This window comes from Cycloclasticus sp. PY97N (assembly GCF_002443175.1).
GTDB lineage: Bacteria > Pseudomonadota > Gammaproteobacteria > Methylococcales > Cycloclasticaceae > Cycloclasticus > Cycloclasticus pugetii.
Genome location: NZ_CP023664.1, coordinates 1,056,981 through 1,073,773, shown reverse-complemented (window position 1 = coordinate 1,073,773; position 16,793 = coordinate 1,056,981). Strand labels below are relative to the sequence as shown.

The 16,793-nt window shown below is 41.6% G+C and carries 15 protein-coding genes; 9 read left to right on the top strand and 6 right to left on the bottom strand.

Annotated features, from left to right (window positions below; all coding sequences use genetic code 11):
* Nucleotides 1-3: 3 nt before the first annotated feature.
* From mobB to galE, 3 genes are read left to right on the top strand one after another with little or no spacing between them, the layout of a single operon-like run.
* Nucleotides 4-546, top strand: coding sequence for a molybdopterin-guanine dinucleotide biosynthesis protein B (gene mobB, locus CPC19_RS05365; protein WP_015006304.1), 543 nt, complete (start codon nucleotides 4-6; stop codon nucleotides 544-546).
* Nucleotides 543-1,769: a gephyrin-like molybdotransferase Glp gene (gene glp, locus CPC19_RS05360; RefSeq protein WP_016390037.1), complete on the top strand. Its 1,227-nt coding sequence runs from the start codon at nucleotides 543-545 to the stop codon at nucleotides 1,767-1,769. Before mobB ends, glp begins: the two co-directional genes overlap by 4 nt.
* Nucleotides 1,766-2,758 carry a UDP-glucose 4-epimerase GalE gene (gene galE, locus CPC19_RS05355; protein WP_016390036.1) on the top strand — a complete coding sequence of 331 codons (993 nt, stop codon included), beginning with the start codon at nucleotides 1,766-1,768 and terminating at the stop codon, nucleotides 2,756-2,758. Before glp ends, galE begins: the two co-directional genes overlap by 4 nt.
* Before the next feature lie 39 nt (nucleotides 2,759-2,797).
* Here galE and CPC19_RS05350 read toward each other — a convergent pair whose 3' ends face one another.
* The gene (locus CPC19_RS05350; RefSeq protein WP_015006307.1) at nucleotides 2,798-3,973 is read right to left on the bottom strand and encodes an aminotransferase class I/II-fold pyridoxal phosphate-dependent enzyme; all 1,176 of its coding nucleotides are present in this window, start codon (nucleotides 3,971-3,973) and stop codon (nucleotides 2,798-2,800) included.
* A 157-nt stretch (nucleotides 3,974-4,130) separates the two neighbouring features.
* Between CPC19_RS05350 and dksA the strand changes: the two genes are divergently transcribed.
* The 4 genes from dksA (at nucleotide 4,131) to phaC (ending at nucleotide 7,372) form a co-directional block, all read left to right on the top strand.
* On the top strand, nucleotides 4,131-4,571 hold the full coding sequence (gene dksA, locus CPC19_RS05345) for an RNA polymerase-binding protein DksA (protein WP_015006308.1): 441 nt from the start codon (nucleotides 4,131-4,133) through the stop codon (nucleotides 4,569-4,571).
* 23 nt (nucleotides 4,572-4,594) lie between these two features.
* Nucleotides 4,595-5,497: a tRNA glutamyl-Q(34) synthetase GluQRS gene (gene gluQRS, locus CPC19_RS05340; protein WP_016390035.1), complete on the top strand. Its 903-nt coding sequence runs from the start codon at nucleotides 4,595-4,597 to the stop codon at nucleotides 5,495-5,497.
* A 71-nt stretch (nucleotides 5,498-5,568) separates the two neighbouring features.
* Complete coding sequence (locus CPC19_RS05335; protein ID WP_015006310.1) at nucleotides 5,569-6,306, top strand: poly(R)-hydroxyalkanoic acid synthase subunit PhaE; 738 nt, start codon at nucleotides 5,569-5,571, stop codon at nucleotides 6,304-6,306.
* A gap of 19 nt (nucleotides 6,307-6,325) precedes the next feature.
* Nucleotides 6,326-7,372, top strand: a complete 1,047-nt coding sequence (gene phaC, locus CPC19_RS05330; RefSeq protein ID WP_015006311.1) for a class III poly(R)-hydroxyalkanoic acid synthase subunit PhaC — start codon at nucleotides 6,326-6,328, stop codon at nucleotides 7,370-7,372.
* On the opposite strand, the gene CPC19_RS05325 is transcribed toward phaC, so the two are convergent.
* From CPC19_RS05325 to phbB, 3 genes are all read right to left on the bottom strand, one after another.
* A complete protein-coding gene (locus tag CPC19_RS05325) occupies nucleotides 7,369-7,641 on the bottom strand; it encodes a DUF6489 family protein (protein WP_015006312.1) in 273 nt (90 codons plus the stop codon). The two genes, phaC and CPC19_RS05325, sit on opposite strands and share 4 nt — an antisense overlap.
* 63 nt (nucleotides 7,642-7,704) lie before the next feature.
* On the bottom strand, nucleotides 7,705-8,364 hold the full coding sequence (locus CPC19_RS05320) for a phasin family protein (RefSeq protein ID WP_015006313.1): 660 nt from the start codon (nucleotides 8,362-8,364) through the stop codon (nucleotides 7,705-7,707).
* 129 nt (nucleotides 8,365-8,493) lie between these two features.
* Nucleotides 8,494-9,240, bottom strand: a complete 747-nt coding sequence (gene phbB / locus CPC19_RS05315) for an acetoacetyl-CoA reductase (RefSeq protein WP_015006314.1) — start codon at nucleotides 9,238-9,240, stop codon at nucleotides 8,494-8,496.
* A 242-nt stretch (nucleotides 9,241-9,482) separates the two neighbouring features.
* Here phbB and yaaA point away from each other — a divergent pair, with 242 nt between their 5' ends.
* Nucleotides 9,483-10,259 (top strand): peroxide stress protein YaaA, encoded by a 777-nt coding sequence (yaaA, locus tag CPC19_RS05310; protein ID WP_016390034.1) that lies wholly within the window; start codon nucleotides 9,483-9,485, stop codon nucleotides 10,257-10,259.
* Nucleotides 10,260-10,502: 243 nt separating this feature from the next.
* Here yaaA and rapA read toward each other — a convergent pair whose 3' ends face one another.
* Together rapA and CPC19_RS05300 are read right to left on the bottom strand one after the other, a co-directional pair.
* Nucleotides 10,503-13,349 (bottom strand): RNA polymerase-associated protein RapA, encoded by a 2,847-nt coding sequence (gene rapA / locus CPC19_RS05305; RefSeq protein WP_015006316.1) that lies wholly within the window; start codon nucleotides 13,347-13,349, stop codon nucleotides 10,503-10,505.
* Nucleotides 13,350-13,476: 127 nt separating this feature from the next.
* Nucleotides 13,477-14,298, bottom strand: a complete 822-nt coding sequence (locus tag CPC19_RS05300) for a pyruvate, water dikinase regulatory protein (RefSeq protein ID WP_016390033.1) — start codon at nucleotides 14,296-14,298, stop codon at nucleotides 13,477-13,479.
* 119 nt (nucleotides 14,299-14,417) lie between these two features.
* On the opposite strand from CPC19_RS05300, the gene ppsA reads away from it, so the two are divergent.
* Nucleotides 14,418-16,787 (top strand): phosphoenolpyruvate synthase, encoded by a 2,370-nt coding sequence (ppsA, locus tag CPC19_RS05295; RefSeq protein ID WP_016390032.1) that lies wholly within the window; start codon nucleotides 14,418-14,420, stop codon nucleotides 16,785-16,787.
* The last annotated feature ends 6 nt before the right edge of the window (nucleotides 16,788-16,793 follow it).

The following is a 16,793-nucleotide window of genomic DNA, read 5'->3' as shown; positions in this document are numbered from 1 at the left end:
CACATGAAGAACTCGCACACAGCGGATAACTCGTCACCACCCGCGCCTATTTTAGGTTTTGTAGCCAATAGCGGTACTGGGAAAACAACGCTTATCAGCCAACTCATTCCTATATTGAATGAACGAGGGCTGAAAACTGGCTTAATTAAGCACAGCCACCATGATTTTGAAATCGATCAACCAGGCAAGGACAGCTATCGCCTAAGAAAAGCTGGGGCCTCCCCTGTTGTGTTGGTTTCTAGTCATCGTCGCGCGGTGATTACCGAGTTAGACGGAAACGAGCCCACTCTGGCAGAACAACTGGGTTGCTTTCCTCCAGGCTCTGTTGACTTGGTGATTGTTGAGGGCTTTAAACACACGTTTTATCCAAAAATTGAACTGCATCGAGCTGAATTAAACGCCCCTTTTCTATACACTAATGACCCTTCAATTATCGCTATAGCCAGCAACACAAACTTATCGACAGAGCTTCCACACTTTGACATAAACAAGCCTGAACAAATCGCTAACTTTATCATCGACCAATTTTTAAAGGCCACAGAATGACTGACTGTTGTAGCACCCCTGGGGTATTAACACTGGAGCAAGCATTAACTCAAATTTTACAAACGCTTCAGCAAACTGATCGTTATGAGCGTGTATCGCTAAAGGACTCGCTTAATAGAATCACCTATGAAGATATAAAGTCTTCTGTAGATGTTCCTAGTTTTAGGAACTCATCCATGGATGGTTATGCCATTCGAACCGGTGACCAACAAGGTCACTCACTAAAAGTGATTGGTGTTTCTTGGGCCGGCAAACCTTTCACCAAAAAAGTGGCTAAAGGGGAATGTATCCGAATTTTTACCGGCGCCTATGTTCCAGGTGATTGTGATTGCGTTGTCATGCAGGAAAATGTTCATCGAACCGGCGAACAGATTCAAATAACACAGCAACCAAAACACGGTGAAAACATCAGAAACATTGGAGATGACACAAAAAAGAATCAAGCAATACTCAATAAAGGCAAGCTCTTAAAGCCTGCTGACATAGGGCTACTTGCAGCTTGTGGCATTGCAGACATTAGCGTTTTCAAACAACTCACCGTGGGGTTCTTCTCAACCGGTGATGAACTCATTTCTATTGGACAACAAGCTCAACTTGGGCAAATTTTTGATAGCAATCGCTACACCTTGCAAGCCTTACTTGAACAAGCGGGTGTTACACCCATAGACTTAGGTGTCATTCCAGACAACCGCCTTGCTGTTGAAGAAGCGTTGGTATCCGCTTCTAAAAACTGTGACCTGATCATTACCACTGGTGGCGTTTCGGTTGGTGAGGCCGACTTTATTGCTGAAGTTCTGGCTAAAATTGGTACCGTTAATTTATGGAAAATTGCCATTAAACCAGGCAAACCGCTAGTTTTTGGTACTATCGGCGAGGCTGCTTTTTTTGGCTTGCCGGGCAACCCTGTCTCAGTCATGGTGACCTTTCAGCAAATTGTGCTGCCTGCATTACATAAAATCATGGGGCGAGCGCCACAAACAAGTGTTAATTTACAGGCCAAAACAACTGAAATCATCAAAAAACAGCCTGGGCGTACCGAATTTCAACGTGGGTTTGTTGAAAACAAAGACGGCGAGCTATTGGTTCATTCAACCGGCGGACAAGGCTCACACATGCTAAGCTCTATGTCTAAAGCTAACTGCTTAATTGTCTTAGAGCAATCAGCTAGCGACATTGAGAAAGGCCAATATGTAACCATTCAATTATTGGAAAACACCCTATGACAGCAAAATCCATTTTAGTGACCGGCGGCGCAGGCTATATAGGTAGCCATGTTGTTAAGTTGCTTGGCGAACGAGGCGAAAACATCATCATATTAGATGATTTATCAACTGGTTTTGAACACTCAATTTTGTACGGTAAATTCATTCAAGGTAACACCGGCGACAAAAAACTTGTAGACCGCATCCTACAACAACACAATATTGATTCTGTCCTACATTTTGCAGCTCACACCATCGTCCCTGAGTCTGTTGAAAACCCACTGAAGTATTATGAAAATAATACCTGTTGCACGCGTAACCTGTTGGAGTGCTGCTCTAAAGCAGGCATAGAAAATATAATCTTCAGCTCTACTGCTGCTGTATACGGCGAGCTTGAAACCGGTTTTGCTTCAGAAGAAACCCCTACCGCACCGATTAACCCGTATGGCAGTTCTAAACTGATGAGTGAGCAGATGATTCGCGACTTATCTAAAGCCACAGAACTCAATCACGTTATCTTGCGCTATTTTAACGTTGCCGGTTCGGACCCCGATGGAAAAATTGGTCAATCAACAAAAAATGCGACTTTACTCATTAAAGTCGCCGCTGAAGTTGCTGTTGGCAAACGTGAAAAATTATTTGTTTTTGGCACTGATTACCCAACACCCGATGGCACCGGTATTCGTGATTACATCCATGTGTCTGACTTAGCTGAAGCACATATTAACGCTCTGGATTATTTAAGAAATAATGGCGAATCAACAACCCTTAATTGTGGTTACGGCCATGGTTTTAGCGTTAAAGAAGTCATTAACGCTATTAATGAAGAACATGGCGTACCCATCTGTGTCGAAGAAATGCCCCGTCGTGCCGGTGACCCACCAGAACTCATCTCTGTGGCTGAAAAAATCCGTCAAACCATTGGCTGGCAACCTCAGTACGATGATTTAAACCTGATCGTTAAAACATCCTTAGCCTGGGAAAAGAAACTAATTACACACGGTAGCTAATAGGTTCAAGCGAGCCAACCCTGCACTATGCAGTTAATCTTAGCTACCACGTTCTGCTAAGAAGGTTTTAATTCGCTTTAAGCCCTCTTCAATACGTTCAATTGATGTCGTGTATGCAAACCGAAGATACCTTGCAGGTTCGCTAGAACCAAAGTCTTTCCCTGGCGTTGTTGCTACACCTGCTTTTTCCAATAACTCCAAAGCAAACGCATAACTATCATCCGTAAATAATCGGCAGTCCGCATAAATATAAAACGCACCTTGTGGCTTAGCCATCATTACAAACCCCAATGACTCCAAACCCTCGTAAAGCCTATCTCTACGCTGCTCGAACTCATCTCTACGTTGATTCAAAATCACTCGTGTATCCTCATCAAAGGCAGCTAAAGCGGCATATTGCGAAGGCGTTGGTGCAGAGATATATAAGTTTTGCATAAGCCGATTTGCAGCTGATATAGCGTATTCAGGCACCACCAACCAACCCAAGCGCCAGCCTGTCATTCCAAAAAACTTTGAAAAGCTATTTAAAACAAACACATCATCTGATATTTCTAATGCTGAAATGGCTCGTTGCCCATACACAAGCCCATGATATATCTCATCTGAAATTAAAAACCCTTCTCGCTCTGTTATTGTTTGAACAATATTTTGTAACTGATCAAAATTAACCGTTGCTCCAGTTGGGTTTGAGGGTGAGGCCATCATTACACCACGTGTTGCCTTCGACCATGCTTGTGCAATTAACTGCCCTGTTAGTTGAAAACCATGTTCCTCACCAACATTGATAGAGGTTGGCTGCCCCCCAAATAAAGTAACTATATTATTATTACAGGGATACCCCGGGTCGCAGGTCAGCACCTCATCACCTGCATCTATCAATGATGCTAAGGCAACCGTTAAGGCCCCTGATGCACCTGGCGTTATAAAAATACGTTCAGGCGATAGGTCAACGTTATACTCATCACGATAATACCTTGCTATTTTTTTTCGTAAGGCAGGTAAGCCTTGCGCTTTAGTATAGTGAACATCTCCTTTTTCCAAAAAACCTTGAGCAGCCTTTAAGATCGGTTCAGGGGTTGGAAAGTCTGGTTCCCCTACTTCCATATGAACAACATTTTCCCCTTGCTCTTCAAGCGCTTTAGCTTTCTCCATAATATCCATCACATAAAACGGAAAAACCTGTTCAACGCGCTTAGAAACTTTCCCAACATTCATCAAAAAACCTTTGTAGAAACCTGAAATAAAGTCTATATTTTAGAGCAATACAACTGAACGTACGAGCATTCAAATCGACGAAAAACATTGCTTATTTCCGCAATATCTGATATTTATGCGCGCTTGATTTTTTTAACCATTGGTAACAAATAAAATAATGGCTACAAACAAAGATAAAAATTTAGATGCAAGTCACCTAGAGTTTAAACCTTACAAAGCAAAGAAAGGTGAGGAACACATGAGTCCTGCTCAGGTTGAACACTTCAGATCTATTCTAATGCAGTGGAAAGAAGGCCTAATGGATGATGTGGACCGTACCGTTCATCACATGCAAGATGAAGCTTCAAACTTTCCAGATCCAACAGATAGAGCCAGCCAAGAAGCTGACTTTAGCCTTGAGTTAAGAACACGCGATCGTGAACGTAAACTGGTCAAAAAAATTGATGAATCCATTAGCATGTTGAACGCTGGTGACTATGGGTTTTGTGAAACATGTGGCATAGAAATCGCTATTAAGCGTTTAGAAGCACGCCCAACTGCCACACAATGTATTGACTGTAAATCTCTTGATGAGATAAGAGAAAAACAAAAGATTTGATGCCTTTGCCTTAAGCCTATCTTTTGGTTGCTTTGGACCCAGCTTATAGGGGGCGATTTGCCCCCTCTCCAACCGGCCCTTTACATTACGGCTCTTTATACACGGCTATTGCTAGCTTTTTACAAGCACGATCTAAAGGCGGCAAATGGCTTGTAAGAATAGATGACTTAGACTCCGCTCGCTGTCAGCAACAGTATTCCAGCAAAATACTTAAAACGCTCGAGCAATTCGGCCTTACATGGGATGAGCCTGTTTTCTACCAGCACACTCGCCATCATGACTATCAACAGGCGTTAGAACAACTCCTTGAACGTCAATTACTTTATCCCTGTCAATGCTCTCGCAAAGATTTAGCCAACAGAGGACTTCACGCAGGTCTTTATGACGGCCATTGTCTAAGCCATCCGCTAAAAGCCAATCAACCTTCTGCATTACGTATCCGATTAGCAAATAAAAAAATATCCTTTATCGATGCCGTGCAAGGTCCCTCCCACCATAAACTACAAACACAGCATGATGATTTTGTAATGTTTCGTAAAGACCGTGTTTATTCTTATCACCTTGCTGTTGTTATAGATGATAATACACAAGGCATTACTGAAGTATTACGAGGGCATGACCTTCTAGACAGCACCTACCAACAAATTCATTTACAACAATTATTGAACATACAAACACCTCATTATGCCCATATCCCTGTTATTACAGACACTAGCGGCATTAAATTGAGCAAACAAACTTATGCGAGCGACATCTCATTATCACCTGTTAAACCCACACTTTTAAGAACATTTGTTCATTTAAGCTTAAACCCACCCCAAGAACTGTTAGAATCAAGCACAGCAGACATTCTAAATTGGGGTATTAAGCATTGGTCACTTAAACAGATTATTGCGCAACAATCACTCCCCTTACAAAGCAACTAAACATCAAAGCCAGCATTACGTTTTAGTTTTATTTCAATATAATCATAGCTAGTTCATTAGAAACAACACAAATGACCACAGATACTAAAAGCCCTTATACTCAGTTTTTTACATTAATGAACAGTAAGCTGCCAGATGAGTACAAGGCCGTTTTGCAAAAGTTTCAAGAACATGGCGACTTTTATCAGCAGCTAATTAACAACGTAAATAATAACGAGACTGATTTATCAAAATTTTGGGACTTACCCAGCACTCTCGGATTTAACACAGCATCAAACCCACAAACTAAATGGCTCCAAAGCTTTTTTAGCCTCAATAACTTTCAATCAAGCACTGATACCCAGCTGATACAGCAATTTACCCAAGCAATCTGCGAACTTCCATTACAGGCCCAAGAAAATCTCTCTAGTATTCAAGCAGCGCTGTCTAAATTAAATCAGCTTTATGCCAAGTTAAGCCAATCAGCAATGAAGCACTTTCAAGCTTTGAAAGATGAGTCTCCAGACGCATCGAATGAACAGCTATGTATTTTTTGGTTAACTGCTGGAGAAAAGGCGTTTAGTGAGATCAGTCAAACAGATGACTATATAAATGCGCAAAAAAAATTGTTTGAATCATTAAATAACTTAAAAAATACACAACATGCTTTTTCTGAACAAGCAGCTGAGCTATTCGGCCTTCCAACACAACAATCATTAGAAGATTTACAAAATGGCCTGCATAAACTTAGAATGGAGTTTGCAGAATATAAAGCACAAACCGACGAAGTCATTAACGAACTTAGACAAACCATTTATCAATTAAAATAACGCCTGTTGAGCCGAGCAGATGCCGAATAAAACCAAAGATCACGAAAATATCTGGCAAGATGAGTTTGTGCTTCTTATGGAGAAGCTAGCTGACAAGGATAAACAACCCCCACCTGAAGTCGGCAGTAGCCTCAAAGAACTTATTTATAGTGAAAATAAGCTGCAACTTTTTCACTATAACCCTCTTGATGTTGCGCAGAAAAAACTCCCTATCCTAATAACCTACGCTCTGGTTAATCGCCCTTATATTATGGATCTTGAGCCTAAAAGATCCCTTATATTACGTTTATTAGAGAAAGGTTACCCGGTTTACCTCATCGACTGGGGATACCCCGATAGTAGTGATCGTTTTACAGACCTAAATGACTATATTAATGGTTATTTACACCGTTGCGTTCAGCAAGTAAAACACCACTCTAAAGAAGAAAAAATAGACCTCTTAGGTGTTTGCCAAGGCGGCGTCTTCTCCTTATGTTATACCGCGCTTCACCCAACTGAAATTCGCAAGCTCGTAACCCTAGTGACGCCCATAGATTTTCATACTAAAAACAACCCCTTAACAAGTTGGACCAGTCACTTAAATACACAAGCATTAGCATCTCATACAGGCAATGTGCCTGCTGAGCTTATAAGCCAACTTTTTAAAGCCATAAAACCTTTTCAATTAAACCGAGAAAAGTACCGTCGACTCAAGCATATTATTAACAACGCTGAAAGCTTAAACACGTTCCTACGCATGGAAAGGTGGTTACATGACGGACCAGATTTAAACAGAGCGGCTGCCGATGAGTTTTTAATTAATTTTTATCAACAGAACAAATTACATGAAAACACATTAACCATTGCTGGGCATGCTGTTTTACTGAACAAAATCACGTCTCCGGTGCTAAACCTTTACGCAACACAAGATCACCTTGTCCCACCCGAAGCAACACGCGCACTAAAGCAACATATAAAGCCGGAGCTTTATCAAGAACAAGCGCTTGTTGGCGGGCACATTGGTGCATTCACTAGCCCAAGAACTCAACAGACACTGATCCAATCACTGGAACAAGGACTAGCTTAGGATTTGCCTTTGTCTGTCGATGTTGATAGCTCAACCGTTTTCATCATCGCATCCCACATAGTCTTTTGAACACCTTCCATTGCCAACATTTGTTCAGGCATTGGCATATATAGTTTCATGAGTTCAACCATATCACTCGACTCAATACCAACTAGCATTTTATTACGAATTTTCTCTATCGCTTCGCGCTGAATAGCTTGAACATCAGGCAGACCCAAGAACTCTCTCATTTCTTGAGGTGTTGCCTCAATTTCAATCGTTGCTTTCATATACTTCCCCACCTCATACCGCTAAGGTCTACCTAACATTGTAGACCTTAGCGCGAGACATAATTATTTTTTAGCATCACCTTCTGTTACAGGGCGACCTGACGGATTTGGTAGTTGCGTGCTTCTAGCCGTTGCTTTAGGTGCCGTTTGTTTGACAGCGGGTTTTGGTGCGGCTTCCTTAGCTGTAGGCTTCGGTGCGGCTTTCTTAGCCGCCGGTTTGGGGGGAGTTTTTTTAGCGGCAGGTTTCGGTGCTGTTTTCTTAGCCGCGGGTTTGGGGGGAGCTTTTTTAGCAGCAGGTTTCGGTGCTGCTTTCTTAGGCGCAGGCTTGGGGGTCGCCTTCCTAGCGGCAGGTTTTGGTGTTGTTTTCTTAGCCGCGGGCGTCATAACCATTGAAGGCGCCTCTGCTAAGCCTTCTTGGATAAGCTCGCCCATCGCCTTCCTTGTCTCCATTGCAACTTTGACTGACGATTGCGCATTTTTCAATACTTTTTCTGATAGCTCCTTGTACAAACTAGATTGTAAATTCATCAATTCTGTCATTGACTCAACTTTGTTCACTGAGGTAACTTTTTTTATACTTCCTTCAAGACAACTCGACACCAAATCCATTTGTAATTGGGTTAGTTGTTTTACCGATTGGGTATTTAACGTATTAATTTTCTTTAATGATTCATTGGCTTTTTTACTTAATTGAGCCCACTGTTTGATAAGGTCATTTTGCATTTTCACCGCTCCCTGAATTATTTAAAAAATAAAAACCTAGTCCAGTAATATCGATTACTTAACTAGCTGTCAATAAAAAAGGCAACCAAATGGTTGCCTTTTTCTCTCTAAAGAAGTATTTCAGACTCCTTAGAAACTAGTAAACAAGCCACCATTAACAGGAATATTTGCCCCTGTTATATAGCTTGCTTCGCTTGAGGCTAAAAAGTTGACCGCATTGGCAATCTCAACCGGTTCAGCCAAACGTTGCATTGGAATTTGCGAAATTAATTCATTACGAATGCCTTCATCAATCGCCATAACCATGCTAGTCGCTACATAACCTGGGCTTACTGAATTAACAGTAATCCCTTTACGAGCTACTTCTTGTGCTAACGCCATTGTGAAACCGTGCATGCCGGCTTTTGCCGCAGAGTAGTTAGTTTGACCAAATTGGCCACGTTGGCCATTTACTGAAGAAATATTAATAATCCGTCCATGTCCTCTTTTCAACATAAAGTCTAGAACATTTTTAGTCATGTTAAACACGCCATCTAAATTAGTAGATAACACAGCATCCCAATTAGACTCATCCATGTTTTTCAAAAAGCCATCGCGAGTAATGCCTGCACAGTTAACCAACACTTCAATTGGTCCAACTGTCTCTTCAACGTGTTTAATCATCTCAGCACAAGCGTCAAAACTTGTAACGTCTGCTTCTTCAACTAAAAAATCAAACCCTTCTTTCTTTTGAGCAGCTACCCATTCGTCTGCTTTTTCAATTTCTTTGTTAAACGTTGTTGCAATAACAATATAGCCGTTCTGTGATAACTTTTTAGATATCTCAGACCCAATACCGCCAATACCACCTGTTACTAAGGCTACTGAATTACTCATACTCTGGCACTCCAAATAATTAATTAAGAATAAACTTGTTTATTGCATTGCACTATAGTTAAAGTAACTAGCTAAGTCAATTTTTGGCCCGCCAACATACCCTCGCTGCGTGTTTATTATTATTTTGCTCATCACGTTTTATAATAGAGAGCCCTTATAAATAAAGCTTCTTTTCTCACTTAACTGAACCAGTATATTTACCGTACAATACGAACACACATCACTTAAAATGAGTTAAGGCTATGTTATTGATTATTTCTCCTGCGAAAACCTTAGATTTCGACACCCCGCCCGCTACAACAAGCCATTCACAACCGGCGTTTTTAGATGATTCAGCGGAGTTAATTGATCAACTTAAAACCCTGTCACCATCAGACCTGTCTAGTTTGATGAGTATTAGTGATAAATTAGGCGTGCTCAATAGCAACCGGTTTATTGAGTGGCAGCGACCTTTCACCGATAAAAATAGCAAACAGGCATTATTATCATTTAAAGGTGATGTTTACGAAGGCATGGATACAAGCTCATTTTCAGAGGACGATTTAGAGTGGTCTCATAAGCACCTACGTATTCTTTCTGGTTTGTATGGTTTACTTAAACCTTTAGATTTAATCCAGCCCTATCGTTTAGAAATGGGCACAAAATTTAGCAACCAACGAGGTAAAAACCTCTATGAATTTTGGGGTCATAAAATTACCGACAAACTGAATCAAGAACTTACCGAACAGAAAAGCCCTGTTCTTATTAATCTAGCTTCTAACGAATATTTCAAGGCTGTCAAACCAGCTCAGCTGAATGCTCAAGTGATCACCCCGGTTTTCAAAGACTGGAAAAATGATAAATATAAAATTATCAGTTTTTATGCTAAAAAAGCGCGCGGTATGATGAGCGCCTACATTATTAAAAATAGACTGGAAAGCCCCAGCGATATCAAACAGTTTGACACCGCTGGCTACGCATTCTCAGCAGAACAATCTACAGACAAAGAATGGGTGTTTTTAAGAAAAGAGGCTGTTTAATTTTCTATCGCTTTTGCTACTGTCATGCCAAAATCGGTTATTCAAGCCGCTGTTTTAGTGTCTCTGGTTATCTTTAACTATAATCACAAGGCAGCAGACTTGCTCTAAGGTAAAACCCCACTTCGGCTCCAGCTCATTATAGACTGCTCCAAATCAGGCGACTGGTTAACTGGTCAATAAATTATTAACGCTAAAACCTATTAGAGGGTGCCTTATTAGTACGATACCTTTCGCCCTAGCCAGCTAGTCTGTGGTCAAGATAACGCGAATTGCATCTAACTTAAATGAGGCTCTTTTAATGTAGCTACCTAAGTCGTTAATATTGGCTTTTAGTTGAGTAATCTCGCTATCGCGAATATTTGGGTTTACCCGCGCCAATGCAACAAGCCTTTCTAGATTCAACGATTCTTGTTGTTGCATCTCTTCAACACTTTGTTTTACTAACGCTTCTTGGTGAACAACAACCAGTTTCTCAGCTTTTTCAATCAGTGTTTTAATCGCCTCTTGACCATGCTCAATAATATTCAGTGCAATTGACTTTTTAACAAACGTCACCCTAGACTCAATATGCTCTGGCTTTAAAATATCAGTCATATCCAAGCCATTTGAACCGACCACAATTCGCTTTACCGTTTTCGGCAAATAGCGGTGCAATTGTAAGCGTTTAGGTGCGGGACAATGCGTTGTAAAAATAGCTTCGAGAATCACCGTTCCAGCAGGAATAGGCGGTAATGCCATGGTACAAAACGTTGAATTACCAAACTCACTATTGATAATTTGCTCCATCGCGCCGGTCACCATGGGGTGTTCCCAGGTTAAGAATTGAAAATCTTCACGTGACAAGGCAATCTTTCGGTTAAACGTCGCCGTTAAACCGTCTTCAGGCAAACTAGGGAAAGCATCACTTTGCAAATGACCACTTGGCTTAATAACAATGCTGTCTTCGCTATGGTATTGCTGCTCAACACCAAAACTTTCAAAGACTTCTTCCATGTAATGAGACAGTTCTAAGTGGCTTGATGACAAACTAATTTCATCAATAATTTCTTGTGCCTGCTCTTTTCTGCAAGAGTTTAATTCCAACATCAAGTCACGGCCTGCATGCATATCCGCTATGCTCTGTTGCATTAACGTACTGGTTTTTTCAATGATCGCTGCAAATTCATCATCAGACGCATCACCCAGCAAGGCTTCTTTTAAATCCGCTTTAACAATCGCATAAACATGGTGCCCTGTTGAGCAGACATGGCTAAAGGCGTTGAGTCCTTTATCATACCAATTCATCAATCGATGTTGGCCGGTTCCCTCTATACATGGCACATGAAGGTGCACCGTATCGGTTTGACCAATTCGATCTAGGCGACCTATCCTTTGTTCTAACAAGTCTGGATTAAGTGGCAGGTCAAATAATACCAAGTGATGCGCAAACTGAAAATTTCGACCTTCACTTCCAATTTCAGAACAGATAAGAATCTGAGCTCCTTCCTCTGCATCAGAAAAATACGCCGCAGCCCTATCTCTTTCTATTAGGCTCATACCTTCATGAAAAACGGCAGACGCAAAAATTGTGCGCATTTTTAAATATTCATGTAACTCCTGCGCCGTTTGTTGCTGCGCGCAAATCAACAATACCTTTTCATTTTTATGCGTATCCAACCATTCCATCAACCAGGTGATACGTGGATCTAGCGTCAACCAGTCTTCGCCCAATAACATTTCAGGCAATAGCGTTTTGGCCAATGCAAGATCGGTGTCTAGCTCAAACTCATTTTCTACGCTAAGCGCAGGTAATTGATACGCGTGTAATTGCCTAGATGAAAACGCATCTATATTTTCTCGCGTGTTCCTAAACAACACGCGGCCAGTACCGTGCCGATCGAGCAATGCATCAATGAGCGAGTCCACAGATATATCGTCAGATAAAACCGCTTGCTCACCCAGTAGCTGCAACAGCGATTGCTTTAAATTAACATCAGCAAGTACCCCATCAATGGAGTTTGCCGCCATCAACTGTTTAATAAGCTGATTAATCTCCTGGTAACCGGCTTGTTCTTCACGAAAAGCGGCTAAATCGTAATAGCGATCGGGGTCTAATAAGCGCAACCTTGCGAAATGGCTCGTGACCCCTAATTGCTCAGGTGTAGCAGTCAATAACAATAAGCCCGGCACATGATTTGCCAATTCTTCAATACAGCGGTATTCGTTACTAACGTTATTCTCGTTCCAGAATAAATGATGTGCTTCATCAACAATCATCAAGTCCCAATTTGCTGCTACCGCTGAGGCATGATAATTCGCATTTTCAGATAAAAAAGATAATTGGCAAAGTACTAATTGAGCCGTTTCAAACGGGTTTATGTCACCCTCTTCTCTAATCGCATCACAACGTTCACGATCTAGAATTGTAAAAGACAAATTAAAACGACGTAAGAGTTCTACCAACCATTGATGAATAAGTGCATCGGGGACAACAATCAATACTCGCTCAATCGAACCGGTTAATAGTTGCTGATGTAAAATTAAACCCGCTTCAATTGTTTTCCCTAATCCGACCTCGTCGGCCAGTAAAACACGCGCTGCATTTCGCTCCGTTACTTTACTCGCTATATAAAATTGATGGGGTAGTAACTGAACACGTGGGCCCGATAAACCAAACCCTTTAAACTGATCTAGTTTGCGTTGAAAGTCTAATGTTTTAAGGCGCAAATCAAACAGCTTGTTTTTATCTAGCTGCCCAGTAAATAAACGACTTTGAGGTTTATTAAACGCCCCGGTACTATCCAAATCAATTTCGTGTAGCACCACTTGCTCACCCTGCCCATCAATACACAAATAAATCATGCAATGGTTATGCTCTTGGGTTTGCTCAATAGTTACTTCTTGACCACCTTGGTGGCTTACTGTGTCACCCACATTGAAAGTCACCCTACTTAGCGGTGCATTATCCAATGCATACACCCGAGGCTCTTCAACAGCTGGGTAAAACAATGTCACGTGGCGCCCTTCTATGCTCTCAACAACCCCTAGGCCCAATTCAGTTTCAGAATGACTAACCCAACGTTGCCCAGGATAAAAAATATGTTGACTCATCGACTGTTGACCTCACCACGGAATATAAAAGGCGTGGATGATAAAAGTAATCCCCCGTACTCGCAACCTAAGTTACACCTAAAATCATAAGATTACTTAAAGCCAAACAGGATTTCCATACTCGTTGTTAAAAATGTTTCACATCCAAATCTTTAGTTAAACGAACCTGCGCCGCAATCTCCTCAATCGAAATAGAGGTTACATTCAAAAACGGCACATTTTCCATATGCAATAATTCTTCTACTTGTGAAACTTCTCTTTGACAGGTTTTTAATGAAGCATAAGGACTACCTGGTCGACGCTCTTCACGAATCCTGCTCAGCTGCTCCGCGCTGATGGTCAAGCCAAATAATTTTTTCTTATACGGTTTTAATGCTCTAGGAAGCTCACAGTTATCTAAATCACTGTCTGTAATCGGGAAGTTAGCCGTAAAAATGCCATATTGAAGGGCAAGAAATAAAGACGTTGGTGTTTTCCCCGTTCTTGAAACACCAATTAAAATGACATCAGCCTGATCATAACGGTCTAAACGCGCACCATCATCATACTCCAGCGCATAATTAACCGCCCGTATGCGTGATTCGTAAGAACTTGTATCACTCAAACCATGACTTTTCCCGACCTCATGAGATGACTCTTGTCGCAAATCATTTTCCATTCTAGTAATATAATCATTAAACAAATCATAGAAAATACAATTACTTTTAGACACTATCTCACGCAAATCATCATTAGTGAATGTGCTAAAAACAATTGGGCGGCCTTCATTAACCGTATAAGCTGCATTAATTTTATTACACACAGTCTCTGCCCTTGATACCGTATCTATAAAGGGAATAACGTGTCGTTCACGCTCAACACCTGTAAATTGTGTCATTAGACTATTACCCAGTGTTTCTGCTGTAATAGCCGTTCTATCTGATATAAAAAAGATTGTTCTGCTTTTCATTGAATATAGCGGTGCATTTTTTGTTAAAATATTGGATTAATTCGAATTTTAAACCAAAAGGTAGCTTCTCAGCAGATAGATTTGCAGTGTGGAAGGTATCAACATTAGGGGATCAGAAGTTGGAAGATTATATTGTTTGGCTAGACTCAACAGGTATGGACGACGTCGAGCACGTTGGTGGAAAGAATGCATCACTCGGCGAGATGATTAGCAATTTAGCCTCTGTAGGCGTTGATGTACCCGGTGGCTTTGCCACAACAGCAACGGCTTTTAGAGACTTTCTTTCGCAAAGTGGTATCGATGATAAAATTCACGAAAAGCTCAGCACATTAAATGTAGATGACGTTAATGCCTTAGCCGCAGCCGGCAAAGAAATTCGCCAGTGGATTATTGACACGCCCTTCCAACCAAGCTTAAAAACGGCTATTGAAAAGGCCTATGCAAAAATGCAAGCTGATGCAAATAGTGAGTTTTCTGTTGCCGTTCGTTCCTCTGCAACGGCTGAAGATTTACCCGATGCATCATTCGCGGGGCAACAAGAAACATTCCTAAACGTTGATGGTATTGACAATGTAATGCGTTCAATTAAAGAGGTATTTGCCTCATTATTTAATGATCGAGCCATTTCTTACCGTGTACACCAAGGATTTGAACACAGTGGCGTTGCCCTTTCCGCTGGCATTCAACGCATGGTTCGCAGCGACATAAGCGCTTCAGGTGTTATGTTTACACTCGATACCGAATCAGGCTTTCGTGACGCAGTTTTTATCACCTCCAGCTATGGTTTAGGTGAAATGGTCGTTCAAGGTGCCGTTAACCCAGATGAGTTTTATGTTCATAAGCCAACCTTAGAAGCTGGTCGGCCTGCTGTATTACGCCGCAACTTAGGTAGCAAGTTGATTAAGATGATCTATAACGATGAAGCAGGCGACCCTGTTAAAATTGTGGATACTGACCCATCAACACGCGGCGTTTATTCCTTGACCGATGCCGAGGTGGAAAAACTTTCCAGCATCGCTATTACTATTGAAAAACACTACCAACGGCCTATGGATATCGAATGGGCTAAAGATGGTTTAGACGGTCAGCTGTATATCGTTCAAGCTCGTCCTGAAACGGTTCAAAGCCGCGCCGGTAAAGAAATTCAACGTTACTCTTTAAACGAAACAGCTAAGGTACTTGTTGAGGGTCGTAGTATTGGCCAAAAAATTGGTTCTGGCCCTGCTCGCGTTATCGATAATATTTCTCAAATGGACCAAGTCCAAGAGGGCGACGTATTAGTCACCGACATGACCGACCCAGACTGGGAACCGATTATGAAACGCGCCTCAGCGATTGTAACCAACCGTGGTGGCAGAACCTGTCATGCCGCCATTATTGCCCGTGAATTGGGTATTCCTGCTGTGGTTGGCTGTGGTGATGCAACAGACCATATTACCCAAGACACTGATATTACCGTTTCTTGTGCCGAAGGAGATACTGGCTTTATTTACGAAGGTCTACTGGACTATCAAATAGACACCGTTAACTTAGACGCCATGCCTGACATTCCAGTTAAAGTCATGATGAACGTCGGCAACCCTGATCGAGCCTTTGATTTCGCCTCATTACCCCATGAAGGAGTTGGCCTAGCACGCTTAGAGTTCATTATTAACCGAATGATTGGTATTCACCCTAAAGCACTCTTAGAGTATGAACAATTACCAAGCGACCTAAAAGAAACCATCAGCAAACGAATTTCTTGTTATGAAAGCCCTAAAGACTATTACGTTAAACGTTTAGTCGAAGGCATCTCAACCATCGCTGCAGCTTTCTCGCCTAAATCCGTCATTGTTCGCATGTCCGATTTCAAATCGAATGAATACGCCAACTTAATTGGCGGCGACCGTTATGAACCGGAAGAAGAAAACCCAATGCTTGGTTTTAGAGGCGCATCACGCTACATCTCTGACTCATTCCGCGAATGTTTCAATATGGAATGCGAGGCCCTAAAGTTTGTACGCGACCAGATGGGGCTAACAAATGTCTGGGTGATGATCCCTTTCGTACGTACCCTAGACGAAGCCAAGCAAGTCACCGAGCTACTGAAAGAAAACGGTATTGAAAGCGGTAAAAATGGCCTTAAGCTCATTATGATGTGCGAATTACCTTCTAACGCTTTAATGGCTGAAGAGTTTTTAGAGTATTTCGATGGTTTCTCAATTGGCTCAAACGATTTAACACAACTAACGCTAGGGCTTGATCGTGATTCCGGCTTAATCGCTTCTTTATTTGACGAGCGCGACCCGGCCATTAGAAAACTTCTTTCTATGGCTATTCAAGCATGCCGCAAACAAAACAAATACATTGGTATTTGTGGACAAGGACCATCTGACCATCCTGATCTTGCCAAATGGTTAATGGAACAAGGCATTGAAAGCGTCTCGCTAAACCCAGACAGCGTTATTGAAACCTGGATGTTTATGGCGGGCCAAAAAATCGAAGGCTAAAAAAAA

Excerpts from the sequence above, each read along its gene's own strand:
- mobB (WP_015006304.1), top strand. The coding sequence starts at position 4 with ATGAAGAACTCGCACACAGCGGATAACTCGTCACCACCCGCGCCTATT.
- glp (WP_016390037.1), top strand. The coding sequence starts at position 543 with ATGACTGACTGTTGTAGCACCCCTGGGGTATTAACACTGGAGCAAGCA.
- galE (WP_016390036.1), top strand. The coding sequence starts at position 1,766 with ATGACAGCAAAATCCATTTTAGTGACCGGCGGCGCAGGCTATATAGGT.
- CPC19_RS05350 (WP_015006307.1), bottom strand. The coding sequence starts at position 3,973 with ATGAATGTTGGGAAAGTTTCTAAGCGCGTTGAACAGGTTTTTCCGTTT.
- dksA (WP_015006308.1), top strand. The coding sequence starts at position 4,131 with ATGGCTACAAACAAAGATAAAAATTTAGATGCAAGTCACCTAGAGTTT.
- CPC19_RS05335 (WP_015006310.1), top strand. The coding sequence starts at position 5,569 with ATGACCACAGATACTAAAAGCCCTTATACTCAGTTTTTTACATTAATG.
- phaC (WP_015006311.1), top strand. The coding sequence starts at position 6,326 with ATGCCGAATAAAACCAAAGATCACGAAAATATCTGGCAAGATGAGTTT.
- CPC19_RS05325 (WP_015006312.1), bottom strand. The coding sequence starts at position 7,641 with ATGAAAGCAACGATTGAAATTGAGGCAACACCTCAAGAAATGAGAGAG.
- CPC19_RS05320 (WP_015006313.1), bottom strand. The coding sequence starts at position 8,364 with ATGCAAAATGACCTTATCAAACAGTGGGCTCAATTAAGTAAAAAAGCC.
- phbB (WP_015006314.1), bottom strand. The coding sequence starts at position 9,240 with ATGAGTAATTCAGTAGCCTTAGTAACAGGTGGTATTGGCGGTATTGGG.
- yaaA (WP_016390034.1), top strand. The coding sequence starts at position 9,483 with ATGTTATTGATTATTTCTCCTGCGAAAACCTTAGATTTCGACACCCCG.
- rapA (WP_015006316.1), bottom strand. The coding sequence starts at position 13,349 with ATGAGTCAACATATTTTTTATCCTGGGCAACGTTGGGTTAGTCATTCT.
- CPC19_RS05300 (WP_016390033.1), bottom strand. The coding sequence starts at position 14,298 with ATGAAAAGCAGAACAATCTTTTTTATATCAGATAGAACGGCTATTACA.